A 20,594-nucleotide genomic window follows, 5' to 3' on the forward strand; every position below is an offset into this window, starting at 1 on the left:
CATGGTTTTTTATGTGCCGAAAAAGTCCGGCGGGATCAGCCCAGATCGTCACGCACCGGCACGGACACCCGTTCGTCGTAGGCGGCGAAGGCCTCGGCAACCAGGGCGGCATCCGGCGCTTTGGTGAACAGGCTGACGACGGGCACCAGCACGAGGCCGACGCCCATGGCGCAGACCCCGGCCTGAATCGGCGACTGCAAAAGGGCCGGCAGCATCCGGGGCGCGAGCAGGTTGGTCAGCATCAGGCCTACGGCAAAGCCGAAGCTCACCCAAGCCGAAGCTGCGGTGACGCGCCGGCTGTAAAGCCCGTAAAGGAAGGGTGCGAGGAAGGCGCCGGCCATGGCGCCCCAGGAGATCCCCATGAGTTGGGCGATGAAGGTCACGGCACTTTTGTATTGAATCGCCGCGATGACGGCGGAAATCGCGATGAATACCACGATGAACAGCCGCAGCACGAGCACCTGACGTTCCTCTTCCATATCCGGGAAGCACACATCCCGGATCAAATCGAGGGTCAGGGTGGAGCTGGACGCGATCACCAGCGAAGAGAGGGTCGACATGGAGGCGGAGAGCACGAGGATCACCACCACGGCGATGAGCCCGTCGGGCAGGCCTGCGAGCATGGCGGGGATGATGGCGTCGAAGCCGTTTGCCGCGACGTTCACCTTGTCGGCGTAGAGCCGGCCGAAGCCGCCGAGAAAATAGGCGCCGCCGGCCACGACAAAGGCGAAGAGCGTCGAGATGACCATGCCCTTATTGATGGAATGTTCGCTGTCGATGGCGTAAAACTTGCCCACCATTTGGGGCAGGCCCCAGGTACCCAGCGACGTGAGGAGGATCACCGCAAGCAGGCCCGGCGGATCCGGCCCGAAAAAGGAAGTGAAGGCGCCGAGCTGGCCGGGGGCCGCCGCGGCATCCTTCACCCGGGAGAGGGAGAGAATCGCGGCGTGAAAGCCGCCGTTGGTCCTAAGCACCGCCGTGACAACGGCCGTGATGCCAAAGAGCATGATGATGCCCTGGATAAAATCGTTGATCGCCGTGGCCATGTAGCCGCCGGCGATGACATACACCGCGGTGAGGGCGGCCATCAGCACGATGCACACCACATAGTCGATGTGAAAGGCCATGCCGAACAGCCGGGACAGCCCGTTGTAAAGCGAGGCGGTGTAGGGAATCATGAAGACGAAGGTGATGACGGACGCCGCGATCTTAAGCGAGGGGCTGCCGAAGCGCTCGCCGAAGAACTGGGGCATCGTGGCCGCGCCGAAATGCTGGGTCATGATGCGGGTGCGCCGGCCAAGCACCACCCAAGCCAAAAGCGAGCCGAGCAGCGCATTGCCGATGCCGATCCAGGTCGAGGCGATGCCGAACTTCCAGCCGAACTGCCCGGCATAGCCCACGAAGATGACAGCGGAAAAATATGAGGTGCCGAAGGAAAAAGCCGTCAGCCACGGGCCGACGTGGCGCCCGCCGAGGACGAAGCCGTTCACGCTGACGGCGTGACGCCCGCAGTAAATGCCGACGCCGATCATCGTCGCGAAGAAGGCGGCGAGCAAAAAGATTTTGAGAAACAAAGCGAAACCTCCAGGTAAAAAGTGCAGGGGATACGCGGCGTATCCGAAGGCCGATGAGGGCAGAAAAAACCGCCCTCCGCATCACACAGAGGGCGGACAAAGCCGCGTTACCACCTCTATTTCGCCGAGCCTCGCGAATCGGCGCTCATGAGGTACGGCTCAAGCGAGCGATACCTGCGCGCGTTAACGGGCGCTCCCGATCGCAGCCTACCGGGGAAAATCCCTTTGGGTGCGCGACTCCCGGAAGGTATTCGGCGCGCAGTCTGCGGCCGCCTTTCACCGGCCGGCGGTTCTCTGGCGCAGACGCTGCGGGCTTACTTTTTTCCGATCGACATCTTTCGTTCATTTTAGCATGCCAAAGTGCGCGGGGCAAGCTTTTTGACCGTCGGTTTCAGTATGAAATTCGGTACATGAGCAGCTGCAGCCATCGGCGGGAATGAAAAGTCCAGGTAAAGATTTGGTTAAAAGGCGGCGAATCGGGTGGAAAAAGTCGGCGCCGTGGGGTAAGATAGGAGCAATCGGCGCGTTTGCAGTCATTTTGCAGCGCCGGAAACCATGTGAAAGAAGGTGTATCAATGACAATGATCGACTTCAATCAAATCAAAGGCTTTATCTGCGATATGGACGGCGTGATCTATTACGGCAACGAACTTTTGCCCGGCGTCCGAGAATTTATCGACTGGCTCTATCGGGAAGACAAGGCTTTTCTCTTTTTGACCAACAGCAGCGCGAAGACCCCCCGGGAGCTTTCCCAGAAGCTCGCATATTTGGGGCTCGACGTCAGTGAGGACCATTTTTATACCAGCGCGCTGGCGACGGCCCGCTTCCTGAAGCAGCAGTCGCCGGAATGCACGGTGTATCCCATCGGCGGCGTGGGCCTGATCAACGCGATTTATGCCGAGGGACTGGCCGTGGACGAGGTGGACCCGGATTACGTGGTGGTGGGCGAAAGCCAGAGCTACACCCTGGACACGGTGACCCAGGCGACCAACATGGTGCTAAACGGCGCGAAGCTCATCGGCACCAACTCGGATGTCAGCGGCCCCATCGAGCAGGGCATCATGCCGGGGTGCGGGGCGCTGGTGGCGCCTATCGAGATGGCCACCGGCAAGAAAGCTTATTTTTGCGGCAAACCCAACCCGCTGATGATGCGCACCGGGCTGCGGCTTCTCGGCTGCCATTCGGACGAAGCGGTGATGGTCGGCGATCGGATGGATACCGATGTGATCTCCGGTTTGGAAAGCGGCATGGCAACGGCCTTGGTGCTCTCCGGGGTGACGGACCGGGAAACCATTGAAACCTTTGCCTACCGGCCGACGGCCGTGCTCGCCGGCGTGGGGGAAATTGTGACCCGTGCGGAAGCGGCCAAGGCCTGACGCGATGAGCGAGAAAAGCAGGGCCCGTTTATTTTACCTGGGCCTGGCCGCCGCGGTGTTTACGCTCGAGGTCGCCATCGCCCTGTGGGTTCACGATGCGGTGATTCGCCCCTATGTGGGGGACGTGCTCGTGGTGGTGGGCCTTTATGCGCTGGTGCGCGTTTTTGTGCCGAGGGGTTTACCCCATTTGCCCGCGGGCATTTTTATTTTTGCGGCCGCAGTGGAGGTCTCCCAGGCCTTTCACCTGGTGGCGCGGCTGGGCCTGGCCGAAAGCCCGGTGATGCGCACGCTGATGGGCGGCACCTTCGACTGGCAGGACCTGCTGTGTTATCTGGCGGGCTGCCTGCTGATCGGCGGTGTAGCCTGGCGCCGGCAAAAAAATGAAACTGACTAAAAAAGCACCTGGAAAGTAAAAACTTTCCGGGTGCTTTTTTGATGTGGGCTTTGCGTCGTCCGAAAAGCCTAAAGAATTAACGGTTTTCAAAACGCTCGGAGCGCTTGCTTTTATGATCGCTCTCTGATAACCTTAATGCATACTTAATATTCATTTGGATTAGCAGCAACGGTTGCGGCGGCCACTGCGGCAGCGGGCGCTGCGGAAAGGATGTTTCATGCAAGAAAAACTGGCAAAGATTTTCAAGTTTGGCGAAAACGGCACAAACCTGAGAACCGAAGTGATGGCCGGGCTGACGACTTTCATGGGCGTGGCTTATATTCTGGCGGTCAACCCAAACATGCTGGCGGCGGCCGGGATGGACAAAGGCGCGGTGTTCACGGCGACGGCTCTGGCTTCTGCCATCGGGACCCTGGTGATGGCACTGCTCACCAATTATCCCTTTGTGCTCGCGCCGGGGATGGGCCTCAACGCCTATTTCGCGTATTCGGTTGTCATCAAAATGGGCTACTCCTGGGAAATGGCGCTGGCTGCGGTCTTTATTGAAGGTATTATCTTTATCGTTTTAAGTCTGACCAATATCCGCGAAGCCATTTTCAACGCGATTCCCGAAACGCTGCGTCTGGCGATTTCTTCCGGGATCGGCCTGTTTATTGCGATGGTCGGCCTGCAGGGGGCGAAGATCGTGGTCAATGACGACTCGACCTTGGTCACCATGTTCAAATGGAGCACGGCGGGCAACGCCACATTGGGCCTGACGGTGGCCCTGGCTCTGCTCGGAACGGTGCTCACCGGCTTCCTTTTGATCCGCGGGGTCAAGGGCGGCGTGCTCATCGGGATTCTGGCGACTTGGTTCGTGGGGATCCTCTGCGAGGTGGCCGGGTTTTATGTGCCGGTGCCGAAGCTGGGACTTTATTCGCTGATTCCGGATTTTTCCCACGGGATTCACGTCGCATCGCTGGCGCCGACCTTTATGAAGTTTGATTTCTCCAAGGGCTTAAGCTTTGACTTCGCGACGGTGGTCTTCGCCTTTCTTTTTGTCGATATCTTCGATACGCTGGGCACGCTCACCGGCTGCGCCGTGAAGGCGGGCTATATTGATGAAGACGGCAATCTGCCGCGGATCAAGGGGGCGCTGATGGCTGACGCCGTTGCTACCACCGTCGGGGCCTGCCTCGGGACGTCCACCACGACGACCTTTGTCGAAAGCTCCCTCGGCATTTCCGAAGGGGGACGCACCGGTCTCGCCGGCATCGTCATGGTGATTTTGTTTATCCTGGCGCTGTTCTTTTCACCGATCTTTTTGGCGATTCCGTCCTTCGCGACGGCGCCGGCGCTGATCATCGTCGGCTTTCTGATGATTCAAAACGTCACCCAGATCGACTTCACCGATCCGACCGAGGGCATTCCGGCTTTCCTGTGCCTGGCGTTTATGCCCTTCACCTACAGCATCTCCGAAGGGATCGGTGTGGGCTTCATCTCCTACACCCTGATGAACCTGCTGGCCGGCAAGAAGGAAAAGGTTTCGCCGCTGATGATCATCATTTCACTGCTTTTCATTTTGAAGTACATTTTTATCTAAGCGCCGACGTCAAAAAAGCCACTTCCCTGCGAGGCGGCTTTTTTATAGCGTCGGATATTTTAAGTTAATTGACCTCAATCAGGCAAGATGATAGAATAAGTGTGTTAAAAAAATAATAATCGGGAGGAATTATGAGCTATTTAAAGGAATATGCCGATAAACTGACGACGGCGGACGAAGCGGTCAAGGTGATTAAATCGGGGGATTATGTGGATTACGGCTGGGTGACCTGCACCGTCCGGGCGCTGGATGAGGCTCTGGCCCGCCGCATGCCGGAGCTGACCGACGTGAAAATTTACAACGGGATTGTGCCTTTTCGGCCAAAGATTTTTGATGTGCCCAACGCCAAAGAGCATTTCACCTGGAACTCCTGGTTTTATTCCGGGGTCGACCGCAAGGCGGTGAAAGACGGCTTCGTGTTTCACGGGCCGGTGCGCTATTCGGAAGTGCCGCGGTATTACCGGGATATGCCCCACGCCTTGAATGTGGCGATGTTCCAGGTGGCTCCGATGGACAAGCACGGCTGGTTCAACTTCGGGCCGAACGCCTCCCATTACCGGGAAGTGGTAAACAAGGCCGATGTGGTCATTGTTGAGGTGAATACTTCCGTGCCACGCTGTTTGGGGGTTGAAGAAGCGGTGCACATTTCCGAGGTCGATATGGTCGTCGAAGGGGACAACCCGGCGATGCCCGAAAGCGGCGGCGCGACGGAACCTACCGAAGTGGATCTGGCCGTGGCCAAGCAGATCGTGGCGGAGATTCCCGACGGCGCAACTCTGCAGTTGGGGATCGGCGGCATGCCCAACACCGTCGGCCAGCTCATCGCCGAAAGCGATCTGAAGGATCTGGGCGTTCACACGGAAATGTACGTCGATTCCTTTGTGGATCTGACCCGGGCCGGCAAGATCACCGGCGCCCGCAAGCCCATCGACCGCTACAAACAGACCTATGCCTTCGCTTCCGGCACGAAGAAGCTCTACGATTTTCTGGACGATAACCCGGCCTGCATGGCGGCTCCGGTGAATTATGTGAATGATCCGAGTGTTATCGGCCAGTTTGATGACTTCATGTCCATCAACAACGCAGTGGATATGGATCTTTTTGGCCAGATCAATGCCGAATCCGCCGGCCTGCGTCAGATTTCCGGCTCCGGCGGGCAGCTGGATTTCGTGCTCGGGGCCTATAAATCCAAAGGAGGGAAGAGCTTTATCTGCATGTCTTCTTCCTTTACCGACAAAAAGGGCGTGAAGCATTCGCGCATCAAGCCGACGCTGACGGAAGGTTCCATCGTGACGGACACCCGCTCCAACCCGATGTATATTGTGACGGAATACGGCATGGCCTATCTGAAAGGCGCGACTGCCTGGGAAAGGGCGGAAGCGCTGATCAATATTGCCGATCCGGATTTCAGAGAAGAGCTCATTGCCGGTGCCGAAAAGATGGGCGTCTGGCGCCAGAGCAACAAGCGTTAAAGAAATAAAGGAGGCTATTATGGCCATTCGTATTGGTATTGTGGGTTACGGCAACCTGGGCAGGGGGGTCGAATGCGCTGTCCGGCAGAATGCTGACATGACCCTGGCTGCCGTGCTGACCCGGCGCGATCCGAAGCAGATGACGATTTTAACCGAGGGGGTGCCGGTCGTCCGTCAGGACGATTGGGCCGATTACGCCGACGCCATCGACGTGATGATCCTCTGCGGCGGATCGGCGACGGATCTGCCGACGATGACGCCGGCCTTTGCCGCCCATTTTAACGTGGTGGACAGCTTCGATACCCACGCTAAAATCCCCGAACATTTTGCAGCGGTGGATGCTGCGGCGAGGGCGGGCAGCCATGTGGCGCTGATTTCCGCCGGCTGGGATCCGGGACTGTTCTCACTCAACCGGGTCTATGCCTCGTCGATCCTGCCCGAGGGCAAGCATTACACCTTCTGGGGCAAGGGCGTCAGTCAGGGACATTCCGACGCGATCCGCCGCATCGACGGCGTCAAGGACGCCAGACAATACACCATCCCGGTGGAGGCGGCACTGGCAGCGGCCCGCTCCGGTGACAATCCCGAACTCACCACCCGCCAGATGCATACCCGGGAATGCTTTGTCGTCGCGGAAGACGGCGTGGACGAAGCGGGCCGTCAGGCGATTGAAGATGCCATCGTCACCATGCCCAATTATTTCGCCGACTACGACACCACGGTGCATTTCATCACGGAAGAAGAACTGCAGCGGGATCACAGCGGGATTCCCCACGGCGGCTTTGTGATCCGATCCGGCAAGACCGGATGGGAGGCCGAAAACACGGCAGTGGTGGAATACGGCCTGACGCTGGATTCCAACCCGGAATTTACCGCCGGGGTTCTGGCCGCCTGTGCCCGGGCGGTGCATCGCTTTGCGCAGGACGGCAGCGTCGGCTGCAAGTCCATGTTGGATGTGCCGCCGGCTTATTTGAGTCCGCTCGATCCGCAGACGTTGCGCGCCCGGATGCTTTAAATCAGAACGACGCCTGACTGCGAAACGATTGCCTGGCATTTTAAGTCCGGCCGTCTTTGGACGGCCGGGCTTTTTTGCGTGCCTTTTTACTGCGCGGCGGTCCGAGGCGTTCAATATGAAAAAATTTGGTTGGATTAAAGGGTAGCACTGCCAAGTTGTGGTATCATTGAGGCAATAAGCAAGCGACAGAAAGTCGGGCCTGCGCCTGATGATAGGTGGAAAAATGAGAAAAAAAGTTTTGATGCTGATGAACGGTTCTGCCGGCACAGGCATGGCCGATCAAAATGCCTTTCAGATTGTCAAGGAGCTGACGCAGAGAAACTGCGAAGTGACGGTGTACCCGATCATTCCCGCGGCGGAGCTGACGGCGGAGACCATTCTGGTGGCCTGTGACGGCCGTTTTGATGTGGTGGCCTGCTGCGGCGGCGACGGCACCCTCAATCACGTGATCAACGGGATGATGATGATGGATCACCGTCCGCCCCTGGGCTATATTCCCAGCGGCAGCACCAACGATTTTGCCAAGAGCATCGGCATTCCCAGGGGTATTCTGGCCCAGTGCGAAACCATCAGCCGGGACCATGTCTTTGCCTATGACATCGGCTGTTTTAATGACACCTATTATTTTAATTATATCGCGGCCTTCGGGGCTTTCACCTCGATCAGCTACGATACCAGTCAGATTTTTAAAAATGCCATCGGTCACGCGGCCTATATGCTCAAGGCGCTTTTGACCCTGCCCCAAAACGTTTCCTACCGCTGTCGGATGCACATCGAACATGACGGCGAAACTGAGGACGACGAATATCTGTTCGGCTCCATCTCGAACGCGCGGAGCATGGCGGGTTTTGCCATGCCCTTTTCCAGCTCGGTGGATTTGAGCGACGGCCTTTTTGAAGTGATGCTCATCAAGGCGCCGCCGCTGTTTATCGAAGTGCAGGCCATTTTGGCGACACTGCTCGCCGGCAAGACCGACAGCCCTTATATCAAGGTGTTCCAAACGGATCATGTGCACATCAAAGCGTCGGAAAACACGGCTTGGACCTGGGACGGCGAATACGGCGGCACCATGCGGGAAACGGATATCCGTGTGGAGAAACAGGCTATCGCGCTGCTGCTGCCGCCCAAAGAAAAGGCAGAAGCCATCGAGGCATCCAATCAGCCGATTTTCCCGGAGTGAGTGAAGGCCGGGCGATTTCAGAAAGCATTAAGTCGGCGGTGGTACACTGCGATAATTCCAAGAGGAATACTTGGAATTGACGGCCGCAAAGCGGCTGCGAAACACAGGCTTGCCCCGCAGCGGGATCAAAACAGCACTGAGAAAGAAGGCTTCACAATGAGCTTAAATGATTTGAATTTATCGAAACTTTTCGGCAAGGCCCAAAAGTCAGCGGCGACAGCGCCGGCACCGGATGATGCGCCGGTCACCTCGGACATGCTGGTCAGTCAGATTATTGCGGCGCATCCCGCCGCGGCGGATTTTTTGATTCAGGACTGCGGTATGGGCTGCATCTACTGCCCCTCTTCCCAGATGGAAACCCTGGCTCAGGCGGCCATGGTGCACGGACTCGACGGCGAGGATGTCTGCGCCGCGCTCAACGATTATCTGATTGATGCGGCGATGATCAAGGCCGAAGAATTATAAGGGTAAGCAAAAGGCGCTGTCTTTGGTAAAACCAGAGGCAGCGCCTTTTTGTGTGCCCGCTTTTAAAACCAGCCCTGCGCCTCACAGATGCGGTAAATGCCGTCGTCCACATTGGCGGGGGCGATGATATCGGCCATGGCCTTAAGCCGGGGATGGGCGTTGCCCATGGCGACCCGGGTGAAGGGCGGCGTGAACATGTCGAAGTCGTTGATGTCGTCGCCGAAGACCACCACGTCCTCCGGCGCTCCGCCGACGCGGTCGAGCATCCGCAGCAGACCATCGCGTTTTTCGTCCGGCTGAATCACCATATAATCGCCTTCAAAGCGCAGATGCCCCAAAGCAGGATGATTGAGATGGGGGAGACGGTGTTCCTCGCCTCGGGGCAGGGCGAGATACATTTTGTAAATATCGCGGATGGGTTCGTAGTGCGCCTCGATGATGTAGCGGGTGGGCTCGAGGCGCTGGCCCATCTGTTTGATAAAAGTGAAATCCTTGGCGTAAACGTCAATGGAGTCATCCTCGGCGACCAGCACGCCGTATCCTGCGGCAATTGTTTCGTTATAGAGGGCTTTGGCCGCGCCGTAATCGAGGGGCGGATTAGCCACCAGCACGCCGTCGATCACCAGGCCGTGGCCGCCGCTGCACACCATATTGGTGAAGCCGTTGGCCTCGAAAAAGGGGCGGGCTTTGTAGTGGGCGCGGCCGGTGTTGATGGCGACGAAATGCCCGGCATCGGAAAGCTTTTTGAGAGCGGTTTTGGCGCTGGGCACGATCTGCCCGGTGGCACGGTCCGTGAGGGTGCCGTCGATATCGAAGAAGAAGTATTTTTTATGAGCCATGGGGGCCTCCTTGAATTTTTTGCAGGATGATGGTCTGGCGGTTAAGGGTTAGTATCAGGCGGCGGTGCCGCAGGCGGTAATGCACCTTTATCCGGCGCTTGCGGACGGTGATAACGAGGGTATACCCCTTGGCCTTGCGTACCTGGGCGGTATATGTTTGCGTTTTTCGGCCCTTGCGCCGGATGCGCAGGGTGACGCGGCCGGCCGGCGTGACGGTGATCCGGGGCTTCGCGCGCAGCGCCGAAGCCGGCAGTGCCTGGTTGATTTTGGCCGTGCGGGCTGCCGGCTGCCAGTGCCCGGCGAGTTTCGGGGGCAGGGCGGTCTGCGCCCGGGCCGGGGATGGGCACAGGCCCAGACCCAAACAGCAGACGATGAGCAGGCCCAGGCGGCGCAGGAATAAAATTTGATGTGGATATGGCATGGCTATTCCTTTAAAAGCCGGCCATCAGCCACTGCGTGATGTAGACGGCGAGACAGGCGGCGACGGCGACGGTGAGCAGGCCCTTTTTATGCCAGGCGACAATCACCGCGACGACAAGCCCCACAGTGGCAGAAAGCAGCGCATCCGTGGCAAAGAAAATGGCCGGGATCGTCATAGCGCCGAGCACCGCGTAGGGGATGTAATGCAAAAAACTGCGGATAAAGGGCGAGCGGATGGGCTTGCGAAACAAGATCAGCGGCAGCACGCGGATGGCGTAGGTCACTGCGGCCATGATGAGGATGTACAGCAGCAGGCGGGTGGTGCTCATAACAAGACCTCCTCATCGGGCGCGGCTGTGTCCGCGGTGGGAAAGCAGGCGGCGCCCAGAGCCGAGGCCGCGACCCCGCAGATGATGATGGCAAAGCCGCTGGATAGACGGCGCAGCCCCGGCAGAAAGTGCAGGGCGCAGCTGAGGGCCACCGCGGCAAGAGCGACGGTGCGCACGGCCTTATCCTCCCGGGCCGGCGGCACGACGATGGCGATGAACATGCCGTAGATGGCCAGCCCCAGGGCCGATCGCACGGCAGCGGGCAGCACGGCCGAGGCAAAGGCCCCGCCGACGGTGCCGCCGGTCCAGCAGAGAATGGGCAGCGCCATGAGTCCGAGCATATAAAAGAAGGTCAGCGGCAGGCCGGTGTCGTGGCGGCGGGCACTCACCGCGAAGATTTCGTCCGTGTCGCCGAAGGCGATGACGAAGCGCTGCCAGAATTTAAAATCCGAAGGGAGCTTCTGCGACCAGGACAGCGACATCAGCGCGTAGCGCAGATTGATCACCAGCTGCACTAAGGCGATCTCGACAAAGGGGCCGCCCGCGGCGATGGTATCGAGACCGGCGAATTGTCCGGCGGAGGTTAGATTGGTGAAGGAAATCAGAATGGCCGACCAGGCCGGCAGCCCCCGGGTCACGGCCATCATGCCGAAGGTGAAGGAGACAGAGATATAGCCCAGTCCGATGGGCAGACCGTCTTTCAGGCCGGTGATAAAAGCTTGTTTGGAAGATAACGATGGGACGGGCAAGGGCCGCTCCTTTCATGAATAAACGGGGTCAGAGATGAAAAAGCCGTTTGGCATTGGCCGTGGTGGCTTCGGCCACCGCTTCGAGGGGCAAAGCCTTGATGGCGGCCATTTTTGCGGCCACATGGGTGACGAAAGCCGGCTCGTTGCGCCGGCCCCGCAGGGGCACCGGCGCCATATAGGGCGCGTCGGTTTCGATCAGCAGGCGGTCCATGGGCGCGTAGGCTACGACCGCCGGGGATTTTTTGTTGTTCTTGAAGGTGATGGGCCCGTCGAAGCCGAGATAGAAACCGAGATCGAGCAGGGCACGTGCCGTCTCCACCGAGCCGGAGTAGCAGTGAAAAACCCCGCCGGCCTCCCGGCTGAAATGACTGCGCACCAGTGCAAGGGCGTCGCCGTGGGCATCCCGGTCGTGGATGATGACCGGCAGGCCGATTTCGCCGGCTAGTTCGAGCTGGGCGACGAATACCTCTTGCTGTTTGGCCCGGGAGGGGTTGTCGTCCCAATGATAGTCTAGGCCGATCTCGCCGATGGCGACGACCTTCGGTGCGGCGGCGAGCGCGCGAACGGCGTCGAGATCGGCGGCGGTGGTGTCGGCACAGTTTTCCGGATGAAATCCCACCGCCGCGTGCACGATGGGGTATTGTCGGCTTAAATCCACGGCGAGGCGGCTCGAGGCCAGATCGCAGCCCGGGTCGATGATGGCGCCGATGTCGGCGGCCTCGGCCCGGGCGACCACGGCGCCGCGGTCTTCGGCAAAGGCTTCATCGTCGAGATGGGAATGGGAATCGATGAGCATGGGCATTCTCCTTGTTGGGGCACACGGCGGGTAAAAGGCCTGCGCGCCTGGTGATGCTGTCATTTTAACACAAATGGCGGCGACCGCGGGGCCGATCGCGAAAAAATCCGGACGCAAAAAAACTGCGGCATCGGCGGATACCGCAGCGTGTCGGGCGGATTATTCGGCGTCGTCTCGAACGGTCACAAAGCCGCCGGGGATTTCTTCGTAATCCTGGCCGGCTTCATTGTCCATCAGCTGCATGTATTCCGCAGCGTTGTCGCGGATGCCCTGGATTTCCTCTTCAGTGAGCGCGCGTACGGCCTTGGCCGGCGAGCCGAGAATCAGTGAGCCTTCGGGGAAGGTCTTGCCCTGGGTGATCAGCGAACCCGCGCCGACGATGCAGTTGTCGGGCACATTGGCCCGGTTGAGAATGGTCGATCCCATGCCGATGAGCACATTGTCGCCGATGTCGCAGCCGTGGATTGTGCAGTTGTGGCCGACGCTCACGCCGTCGCCGATGATGGTGGGCGTTTTGACATCGACGTGGACGACGCTGCCGTCCTGGACGTTGGTGCCCTCGCCGATGGTCACCGGGGCCTGATCCCCCCGGACGACGGCTGAATACCAGATGGAGCTGCCCTCGCCGATGCGCACATCGCCGACGACGGCGGCCGTTTTGGCGATAAAGATGTGTTTGCCGTGATGGTTTTGAAGTTTGGATGGTGTCATAACGTTAGCCGGCCTTTGCTGTTCCGGCTCGGTGGCGGCAGCGAGGGCCGCCCTGGCTGCTGCCGTGTGCACGATGGTTGTGCCGTTTTCGGCGGGCGCCGTGTCAGTGTCAGCGGGGGCAGGGGCTGAAGCGGCGGGGGACGGTGGGACATTCCCCGGTGCTTCAGCGAGAGGCTCCCCCTCGGGCTCCTCCGCTTTGGCCGCCTTGAGGGCCTGCCAATTGCCTCTGAGCGGAATGTCGTCGATCGTTTTTTTGTTAAACCGCGTGTAGGAATAAGCATCGGCGGCTTTGTCGTCGTCGTTTTTCAGAATGCCGGCATTGCCGCCGTAGGTGGAAACCTGTTCGCTTAGGGAATCGGTGATGTTCGCATTGCCGCCGTAGGTGGTGAGCTTGTCCTGGCCCAGGGTACCGACGATGGCCGCGTTGCCGCCATAGGTGCCGCCGATATCGTCGGCGATGGCATTTAAAAGTCCGGCATTGCCGGTGTAGCCGCCCGCGTCTTCTTCCGCCGGCGCCGGGCGGTTGTTTTCCTCGAGCTTGTAGTCGCCGGAGACGGTGACCTTATAACCCTTGCCCACGCGGACGGTCTCGTCATCCTCGAGGGGCAGACGCCTGCGCTTTGGAATATCGACAAGGCTTTTGTGGGAGAGTTCCCGCTCGACGGCCTTGTCGATGGCAAAGCACACGCCGTCAAAGTCGCTGTCCACCTCGCGATAGGTGAAGGTCAGCCGCTTGAGGCCCATGTTCCGCAGGGCGTCGCCGATCTTGCCGGAGCCCGCGCCCGCCGCGTCAGAGAAATGGCGGAACTTCACCAGCTCGACGACGAGGCTTGCCGACGGGCAGAGAAAGAGAAAATGATCCATCCCCGCCATCATGCTTCGCTGAAAATGTTCGGCGTAATCTTTTAGGAAGCGCTCCCATAATTTTTTATCCTGGGAAGCGGCCATCCGGTTAAAGTCGTCGACGGTCGGCGCGTCGAACGGTCGGGGTGCCGCTTCATGACTGTCTGCTTGATTGGTCTTCTGATAATAAGCCATCGTATCCTCCCCTGACGAGCACTCGGGCTCGCATTAAGCTATTGCTTTTATCTTAACACTTTTGGATGGGCAGGGAAAGCGGCAGCGATTGAAGATTATTGTCGACTTGGTGCATTTTTATGCGTCGTTTTTCAAGCGGGCACGCATCGGCCGGCCGCCCTGCCGAAGCCGGCGAGAAAAAGTTTAAACGGGCGGGCAATGAAGTTGACTTCACGGGGAGAATGACCTAAAATAAAATCGACGTGTTGTGAACAAATGGCGGCGCAGCATTTTGCGGCGCGATGGATGAGGACGAAGGAGGCTGACATGTCGGAAGGACTTTTAAAGGGCAGACAACTCATTGAACCCGGTGACTTTACAATCGAAGAATTGGAATCCGTATTCGAACTGGCTGACCGTATCATTGCAAATCAAGACGCCTATGTGGACCTTTGCAAGGGGAAATTGTTGGCCAGTCTTTTTTATGAGCCCTCGACCCGAACGCGTTTCAGCTTCGAGTCGGCGATGCTGCGGCTGGGCGGCCGGGTATTCGGTTTCGACAATCCAAACAACTCCTCGGTATCCAAGGGCGAAACGCTGATGGATACGGCACAGATTGTGAATGGCTACGCCGATATCGCCGTGATCCGCCATCCCAGGGAGGGCACGGCCAAGCTCTTCGCCCAGTCGGCACCGGAACTGCCGGTGATTAACGCCGGGGACGGCGGCCACGAGCACCCGACCCAAACCCTTACCGATCTGCTCACCATCCGCCACCTGCTCGGCAGCTGCTCGGGCAAGACCATCGGCGTCTGTGGGGATTTGCTCTTCGGCCGGACGATTCATTCGCTGGTCAAAACCCTCAACCGTTATTCGGACAACCGCTTCATCTTTATTTCGCCCAAAGAGCTGCGCATGCCGGATTTTTTCCTTTCGATGCTGCCGGCAGGCTCCTATGCCCAGACCGACAGTCTCGACGATGCCATCGGCCAGGTGGATATTCTCTATATGAGCCGGGTCCAGCGGGAACGCTTTGTCAACGAGGAAGAGTACCTGCGCCTCAAGGATGTGTATGTGTTGGACCGCCGCAAAATGCGCCGCGCCCGGGAGGATATGATCGTGATGCATCCGCTGCCGCGGGTGAACGAAATCGCCCGGGAGGTGGACGCCGATCCCCGGGCGGTGTATTTCAGGCAGGCGAAGTTCGGCATGTATGTGCGCATGGCGCTGATTGCCAAATTATTGGGGGTGGCCGCATGATTAACGTATCGCAGATTAAAAAAGGCATTGTGATCGACCATGCGGAGGCCGGTCACGGCTTCCACATTTATAAAGCGCTGCACCTGGATGCGCTTTCGGATCCGGTGGTGCTGCTCACCAATATCCCCAGCAAGAAAATGGGTGTGAAGGACATGATCAAAATTGAGACGGATTTCGAGCTCAACATGGATGTGCTCGGCCTGATCGATCCTTATGTCACCGTTAACTTCGTGCGGGACGGCCAGGTGGTGGCTAAACAGAGTCTGACCCTGCCCCGGGAAGTGACGGGCATCATGCAGTGCAAAAATCCCCGCTGCATTACCAATTACGAAAAGGTGGACGCGGTGCATTTTTATCTGGTGGACGAAGAGAAGAAGATTTACCGCTGTGAATACTGCGACGCCTATACCCGGTTCAAGCCGGAATGAATACAACGAAAGGAAAGCCACGCAAGATGAGAACGCTGATAGAAAACGTCACCCTGGTCGACAGCACCGGCAGCCGGCCGGGCAAGGTGATGACCGAAGACGGCCTGATCCGTAAAGTGTATAAAGCCAGGGGGCGGGTGCAGGCCCAGTACGACGAGAAGATCGATGGTCGGGGTAAGGTGCTGATGCCGGGCTTTATCGATCTGCACTGCCATTTGCGCGATCCCGGCCTGACCCAGAAGGAAGATCTTGACACCGGGCTTCACGCGGCCGTCAAAGGCGGATTTACCACCGTTTGCGCCATGGCCAACACCAAGCCGGTGATGGATGATTCCGAGTTGCTCGCCAAAAATCTCGACCGGGCCCAGGCCCTGGGCCTGGCAACGCTGATTCAGGTGGCGGCGGTGACTCGGGACTTCTCCGACGCGGATCTGGTGGATTTTGAAACCCTGCGGCCGCTGACGCCGATATTCTCCAACGACGGCCATAATATTGACAACGCCGACACCATGCGGGTGGCGCTTGAAGCCTCGGCGAAATACGACTTCGTACTGGCCACCCACAACGAACCGGAGACGGCAACGGTGGTGCGGGATATCGCGCTTCTGGAAAAAACGCCCGGCGCGCATCTGCACATCTGCCATATCAGCAGGAAGGATACCCTCGACGCGATTGTCGCGGCCAAACAGCGCGGGCTCGACATCACCTGCGAGGTGACGCCCCACCATGTGTATGCGTCGGGCATGAGCTACAAGGTGCACCCGCCGTTTCGCAGCTGGGCGGACCGCAAGGCGCTGCTCAAGGGAGCGGTGGCCGGCGACATCGATATCTGCGGGACGGATCACGCGCCCCACACCGACGCCGATAAACGGGCCGGGGCGCCGGGCATCAACAATTTCGAGACCGGCTTTGCCATGTACCACACCGCGCTGTCTGCGGCGGGGATGGCACTGCCCGGCCTCTCCCGAATGCTTAGCGCGGGCCCGGCGAATCGGCTGGGCTTAAAGGCCGGGCGCATCGCGGATAAATACCCGGCGGATCTGGTGCTCGTCGATCCCGATGCCGAATGGCAGGTCAACAGCGCGCAGTTTATTTCTAAATCGCACAACACCCCCTTCGACGGCAAGTGGCTGCGGGGCAAAGTGCTTCTGACGATGAAGGGAGGTCGCGTCGTTTATGATCATGGATCGTTTGTATGAGGCCGCGAAGGTCAGCCCCGTCTGCGTCGGGCTGGACACCAAGCCGGGCTTTTTGCCGGGTTGCCTGGCGGCTAAGGACTGGAGCATGGGCGAAAAAATCGCCGAGTTTAACCGCCGGGTGATCGACGCGACGGCGGATCTCGCCGGATGCTACAAGGTGCAGGTGGCCTGCTATGAGGCGATGGGTCTCGACGGGATGTGCGCCTACGCCGACACGGTGAAATACGTGCGGGATCAGGGGAAGATTGTCATTGGGGACTGCAAGCGCGGGGATATTTCCTCTACGGCGGAGCAATACGCGGCCGGGCATTTTACCGGCGATTTTGAAGTGGACATTTTGACGGTTAATGCCTATATGGGCGAGGATGCCGCTTCGCCTTATTATCCATATTTAAAGGAAAGGGACAAGGGACTCTTCGTGCTGCTGCACACATCCAATCCTTCGGCCAGAGACTTCCAGGAGCAGCCCATGGCCGGCGGCGATCTGCTTTACGAACAGGTGGCCGACGCCATCGCCGCCTGGGGTCAGAGCACCATCGGCGCATCCGGCTATTCGGCGGTGGGGGCTGTGGTGGGCCTGACCTATCCCGAAGCCTTTGAAGCGCTGCAAGAGCGCTGCCCCGCCACTTTCTTTCTGGTGCCGGGCTATGGCGCCCAGGGCGGCACCGGCAGGGACATTGCGAATATCTTCAGGCGTTCCCGTTGTGCGGTGATCAATTCTTCCCGGGGGATTATCTGCGGGCATCAGGGGAAAACCGAAGGCGAGGATTTTGTGGACTACATCCGCGGGAAGACCGCCGCGATGAAGGAGGATATCCTGCAATGGCTGTGATCAAGAGCAATTACGCCGTGGCGGAAGGGATCTATTTGATGGAGGTGGCCTGGGAGGGGACGATTCTCCCGGGGCAGTTTTTCATGGTGCGGGCCTGGGATCGGGATCCGCTGCTGTCAAGGCCGATCTCCGTCCACGACTACGCCGCCGGCGTCGTGACCTTTCTCTATCAGGTGAAAGGGCGCGGCACCCAGATTCTGAGCCGGCTGGACCCGATGGCTTCCATCATGCTGGAAGGGCCCTTCGGCAACGGCTTTCCGAGAATCAGGGGGAATCTCTTGGCGGTGGGCGGCGGCATCGGCATTGCGCCGCTGCTCTGCGCCGTTCGGCAGTTCAAGGCGGCCCATAAGCACAAAAAGGCCCGGGTTTATCTGGGCTATTCCCGGGAGTCCTACCGGGTGGAAGCTTTCGACGCGGTGGCCGACGAGGTCGTGGTGAATATCGGGGGGATCATCACCGACAATGTGACGGCCAAGCGGGGGGAAACCGTGATCGCCTGCGGCCCCAATGTGATGATGCGGGCGCTTTGCGGGGTGGTGCCGGAGAAGTTCCCGGTGCACTTCTCCCTGGAGGAACGGATGGCCTGCGGCATGGGTGTCTGCCTCGGGTGCAGCATCCCGACCGCCTCGGGTAACCGCAGGGTTTGCCATGACGGGCCGGTGTTTGAACGCAGCGAAATCATTTGGGAGGGCATGGCATGAGTGCGCGGTTAACGACCGATTTTGCCGGCATCACGTTCAAAAATCCGGTAGTGCCGGCCTCTGGCACCTTTGGCTTCGGTCGGGAATTCGAGCAGGTTTACGATCTTGAGCGCCTCGGCGGGCTGTGTACCAAAGGACTGACCATCGCGCCTAAACCGGGCAACACCGGCACCCGCATCTGGGAGACGCCGGCCGGCATCATCAATTCCATCGGGCTGGAAAACCCCGGCGTGGATGCGTTTATCGTCAATGAATGGCCGCATCTTTCGGCACTGGACACGGTGACGGTGGTCAACGTCGGCGGTTCGGACGAAGCGAGCTACCTCGCCGCCATCGAAAAGCTCAACGATCTGCCGGTCGCGCTGATCGAGCTTAATATTTCCTGCCCCAACGTGAAATGCGGGGGGATGGCCTTCGGCATGGATCCGGATCAGGCCGGGCGCATCACCGAAAAGGCGGCGGCGGCGAGCACCCATCCGATCATGGTCAAGCTCACGCCCAACGCTCCGGACATCGTGGCTGTGGCCCGGGCCTGTGAAGCGGCCGGCGCCGCGGGGCTCAGCCTGATCAACACGATTCAGGCCATGGCGGTGGACGTCGATGCGAAGAAAATTGTCTTCGATAATATTTATGCCGGGCTGTCGGGGCCGGCGGTCAAACCCATCGCCCTGCGCATAACCCACCAGGTGGTGAACGCGGTGCGCATTCCGGTGATGGCCATGGGCGGCATCGCCGACTGGCGCGACGCGCTGGAATTCATCATGGTCGGGGCGACCTGTGTGCAGGTGGGCACGATGAATTTCGTGACGCCCACCACGGCAGTGGATATCGTCGACGGGCTGGAAGCATATTGCGAGGCCGAAGGGCTTGATAATATCGCGGAGGTTCGCGGCATTTTAAATCGATAACGGAGAGAACCATGAAAAAAATTATTGCGTTGATTTCAGAAGATTTTGAAGATCTGGAACTGTCTTATCCGGTGCTGCGGCTGCGGGAGGCCGGCTGTCTCGTGGATGTGGTCGGCGAAGAAAAAAACCGCGAGTATCACGGCAAATACGGAGTGCCCTTCATCTCGGATCTAAGCTTTGACGAAGTGGATCCGGCGGATTATGACGGCATTTTGGTGCCGGGGGGCTGGGCGCCGGACAAGCTGCGCCGTTTTCCCGAAGTGCTCGAGATGGTGCGGGCGATCTTTGCTGCGGGCAAGCCCGTCGGTGAAATCTGCCACGCCGGATGGGTGCTTATTTCCGCGGGGATTCTCGAAGGCAAAACCGTCACCAGCACGCCGGGCATTAAAGACGATATGGCCAATGCCGGCGCCACCTGGGTGAATACGCCTTCCGTGGTGGACGGCAATATTATTTCCGCAAGGCGTCCGCCGGATCTGCCGGCCTATATGAAGGATTATCTGCGTGTGCTCTTTGCCGAATAAGGAAGCGGAGGCCGCGCGCGAAACATCAGAAGGGAGGCCGCGATGAAAAAGTGGCTCTATCGGCTGGTGATGCTCATTTGCATCGGGGTGATGATTTACTCCGGTTATCAGCTGTTTAAAATTTACCGCAGCTATCACCAGGGGACGACCGCCTATCAGAAGACGGCGTCAACTTATACCAAAAAATCAGACAATACCAAGGTGCCCATCTCGGTGGATTTTGACGCGCTGAAAAAGCAGAACCCCGACGTGATCGGCTGGCTGTACTGCAAGGACACGCCGATCAATTACCCGGTGGTCAAAGGCGCCGACAACAGTGAATACCTGCACAAGCTTTTTGACGGCACCCACAACGCGGCGGGCACCCTTTTTGCGGATTATCGCAGCAAGGGAGACTTTAGCGATCCCAACACCATCATTTACGGCCACGCGATGAAAAACGGCTCGATGTTTGGGATGCTCGCCCACTATAAAAAAGGCGATTATTACAAGGCGCATCCTTTTATGTGGCTGCTCACGCCGAATGGCAACTATCGGCTGGATCTGATCGCAGGGTTCAGCACCGCGTCGGATAATATGATTTATTCGGCGATGGACAGCGGTCAGGTGCAGGCGGCGATTTATCAGGCCAAAAAAAAATCCACCTTTGCGTCGACGGTGGACACCTCGCAGGTCACGCGCATCGTGACCCTGTCGACCTGTGCCTATGAATACGAGGAGGCGCGCTACGTGGTGCTGACAGTGCCGGTGCGGGTGGACTGAGGCGTTTTGAAACGATGACGGCAGCGGCTTCCGGTCGCTGCCTTTTTTGTATAAAAGAAAA

General features: G+C 58.9%; 22 protein-coding genes. 15 read left to right on the forward strand and 7 right to left on the reverse strand.

Annotated features, from left to right (window positions below; translation table 11 throughout):
- Positions 1–35: 35 nt before the first annotated feature.
- Entirely contained in the window at positions 36–1,574 is a 1,539-nt protein-coding gene (locus HMPREF0721_RS10105) for a sodium:solute symporter family protein (protein WP_006599670.1), read from the reverse strand.
- A gap of 575 nt (positions 1,575–2,149) precedes the next feature.
- Between HMPREF0721_RS10105 and HMPREF0721_RS10110 the strand changes: the two genes are divergently transcribed.
- The 7 genes from HMPREF0721_RS10110 to HMPREF0721_RS10140 all read left to right on the forward strand — a co-directional run bounded on the left by HMPREF0721_RS10110 (position 2,150) and on the right by HMPREF0721_RS10140 (position 9,058).
- Complete coding sequence (locus HMPREF0721_RS10110) at positions 2,150–2,950, forward strand: HAD-IIA family hydrolase (protein ID WP_006599671.1); 801 nt, start codon at positions 2,150–2,152, stop codon at positions 2,948–2,950.
- Between the two features lie 4 nt (positions 2,951–2,954).
- Positions 2,955–3,344, forward strand: a complete 390-nt coding sequence (locus HMPREF0721_RS10115; RefSeq protein WP_006599672.1) for a ribosomal maturation YjgA family protein — start codon at positions 2,955–2,957, stop codon at positions 3,342–3,344.
- A 217-nt stretch (positions 3,345–3,561) separates the two neighbouring features.
- Entirely contained in the window at positions 3,562–4,926 is a 1,365-nt protein-coding gene (locus HMPREF0721_RS10120) for an NCS2 family permease (RefSeq protein WP_006599673.1), read from the forward strand.
- A gap of 131 nt (positions 4,927–5,057) precedes the next feature.
- Entirely contained in the window at positions 5,058–6,398 is a 1,341-nt protein-coding gene (locus tag HMPREF0721_RS10125) for a butyryl-CoA:acetate CoA-transferase (RefSeq protein WP_006599674.1), read from the forward strand.
- Between the two features lie 19 nt (positions 6,399–6,417).
- On the forward strand, positions 6,418–7,413 hold the full coding sequence (locus tag HMPREF0721_RS10130; protein WP_006599675.1) for a diaminopimelate dehydrogenase: 996 nt from the start codon (positions 6,418–6,420) through the stop codon (positions 7,411–7,413).
- 223 nt (positions 7,414–7,636) lie between these two features.
- A complete protein-coding gene (locus HMPREF0721_RS10135) occupies positions 7,637–8,593 on the forward strand; it encodes a diacylglycerol/lipid kinase family protein (protein ID WP_050786996.1) in 957 nt (318 codons plus the stop codon).
- Positions 8,594–8,749: 156 nt separating this feature from the next.
- Positions 8,750–9,058, forward strand: coding sequence for a DUF1858 domain-containing protein (locus HMPREF0721_RS10140; protein ID WP_083798174.1), 309 nt, complete (start codon positions 8,750–8,752; stop codon positions 9,056–9,058).
- 62 nt (positions 9,059–9,120) lie between these two features.
- On the opposite strand, the gene HMPREF0721_RS10145 is transcribed toward HMPREF0721_RS10140, so the two are convergent.
- The 6 genes from HMPREF0721_RS10145 to HMPREF0721_RS12730 all read right to left on the reverse strand — a co-directional run bounded on the left by HMPREF0721_RS10145 (position 9,121) and on the right by HMPREF0721_RS12730 (position 13,940).
- Entirely contained in the window at positions 9,121–9,897 is a 777-nt protein-coding gene (locus tag HMPREF0721_RS10145) for an HAD hydrolase family protein (RefSeq protein ID WP_006599678.1), read from the reverse strand.
- Complete coding sequence (locus HMPREF0721_RS10150; RefSeq protein WP_006599679.1) at positions 9,887–10,318, reverse strand: hypothetical protein; 432 nt, start codon at positions 10,316–10,318, stop codon at positions 9,887–9,889. Before HMPREF0721_RS10150 ends, HMPREF0721_RS10145 begins: the two co-directional genes overlap by 11 nt.
- A 10-nt stretch (positions 10,319–10,328) precedes the next feature.
- Entirely contained in the window at positions 10,329–10,646 is a 318-nt protein-coding gene (locus HMPREF0721_RS10155) for an AzlD domain-containing protein (protein WP_006599680.1), read from the reverse strand.
- On the reverse strand, positions 10,643–11,395 hold the full coding sequence (locus tag HMPREF0721_RS10160; protein WP_006599681.1) for an AzlC family ABC transporter permease: 753 nt from the start codon (positions 11,393–11,395) through the stop codon (positions 10,643–10,645). Before HMPREF0721_RS10160 ends, HMPREF0721_RS10155 begins: the two co-directional genes overlap by 4 nt.
- Before the next feature lie 28 nt (positions 11,396–11,423).
- Positions 11,424–12,191, reverse strand: a complete 768-nt coding sequence (locus HMPREF0721_RS10165; protein ID WP_207635247.1) for a TatD family hydrolase — start codon at positions 12,189–12,191, stop codon at positions 11,424–11,426.
- A 159-nt stretch (positions 12,192–12,350) separates the two neighbouring features.
- Positions 12,351–13,940 (reverse strand): DapH/DapD/GlmU-related protein, encoded by a 1,590-nt coding sequence (locus HMPREF0721_RS12730; RefSeq protein WP_006599683.1) that lies wholly within the window; start codon positions 13,938–13,940, stop codon positions 12,351–12,353.
- Between the two features lie 306 nt (positions 13,941–14,246).
- On the opposite strand from HMPREF0721_RS12730, the gene pyrB reads away from it, so the two are divergent.
- From pyrB to srtB, 8 genes are read left to right on the forward strand one after another with little or no spacing between them, the layout of a single operon-like run.
- Complete coding sequence (pyrB, locus tag HMPREF0721_RS10175) at positions 14,247–15,179, forward strand: aspartate carbamoyltransferase (protein WP_040640063.1); 933 nt, start codon at positions 14,247–14,249, stop codon at positions 15,177–15,179.
- On the forward strand, positions 15,176–15,607 hold the full coding sequence (locus HMPREF0721_RS10180) for an aspartate carbamoyltransferase regulatory subunit (RefSeq protein WP_006599685.1): 432 nt from the start codon (positions 15,176–15,178) through the stop codon (positions 15,605–15,607). The genes pyrB and HMPREF0721_RS10180 overlap by 4 nt, the downstream gene beginning before the upstream one ends.
- A 26-nt stretch (positions 15,608–15,633) precedes the next feature.
- Complete coding sequence (locus tag HMPREF0721_RS10185) at positions 15,634–16,806, forward strand: dihydroorotase (protein ID WP_040640064.1); 1,173 nt, start codon at positions 15,634–15,636, stop codon at positions 16,804–16,806.
- The gene (gene pyrF, locus HMPREF0721_RS10190; RefSeq protein WP_006599687.1) at positions 16,784–17,638 is read left to right on the forward strand and encodes an orotidine-5'-phosphate decarboxylase; all 855 of its coding nucleotides are present in this window, start codon (positions 16,784–16,786) and stop codon (positions 17,636–17,638) included. Before HMPREF0721_RS10185 ends, pyrF begins: the two co-directional genes overlap by 23 nt.
- Positions 17,629–18,339, forward strand: coding sequence for a dihydroorotate dehydrogenase electron transfer subunit (locus tag HMPREF0721_RS10195; protein WP_006599688.1), 711 nt, complete (start codon positions 17,629–17,631; stop codon positions 18,337–18,339). The genes pyrF and HMPREF0721_RS10195 overlap by 10 nt, the downstream gene beginning before the upstream one ends.
- On the forward strand, positions 18,336–19,247 hold the full coding sequence (locus HMPREF0721_RS10200) for a dihydroorotate dehydrogenase (protein WP_006599689.1): 912 nt from the start codon (positions 18,336–18,338) through the stop codon (positions 19,245–19,247). Before HMPREF0721_RS10195 ends, HMPREF0721_RS10200 begins: the two co-directional genes overlap by 4 nt.
- Before the next feature lie 11 nt (positions 19,248–19,258).
- Entirely contained in the window at positions 19,259–19,771 is a 513-nt protein-coding gene (locus tag HMPREF0721_RS10205; RefSeq protein ID WP_006599690.1) for a type 1 glutamine amidotransferase domain-containing protein, read from the forward strand.
- Positions 19,772–19,813: 42 nt separating this feature from the next.
- Complete coding sequence (srtB, locus tag HMPREF0721_RS10210; RefSeq protein ID WP_006599691.1) at positions 19,814–20,533, forward strand: class B sortase; 720 nt, start codon at positions 19,814–19,816, stop codon at positions 20,531–20,533.
- Positions 20,534–20,594: the final 61 nt, after the last annotated feature.

It is taken from the genome of Pseudoramibacter alactolyticus ATCC 23263, from assembly GCF_000185505.1.
Classification (GTDB): domain Bacteria; phylum Bacillota; class Clostridia; order Eubacteriales; family Eubacteriaceae; genus Pseudoramibacter; species Pseudoramibacter alactolyticus.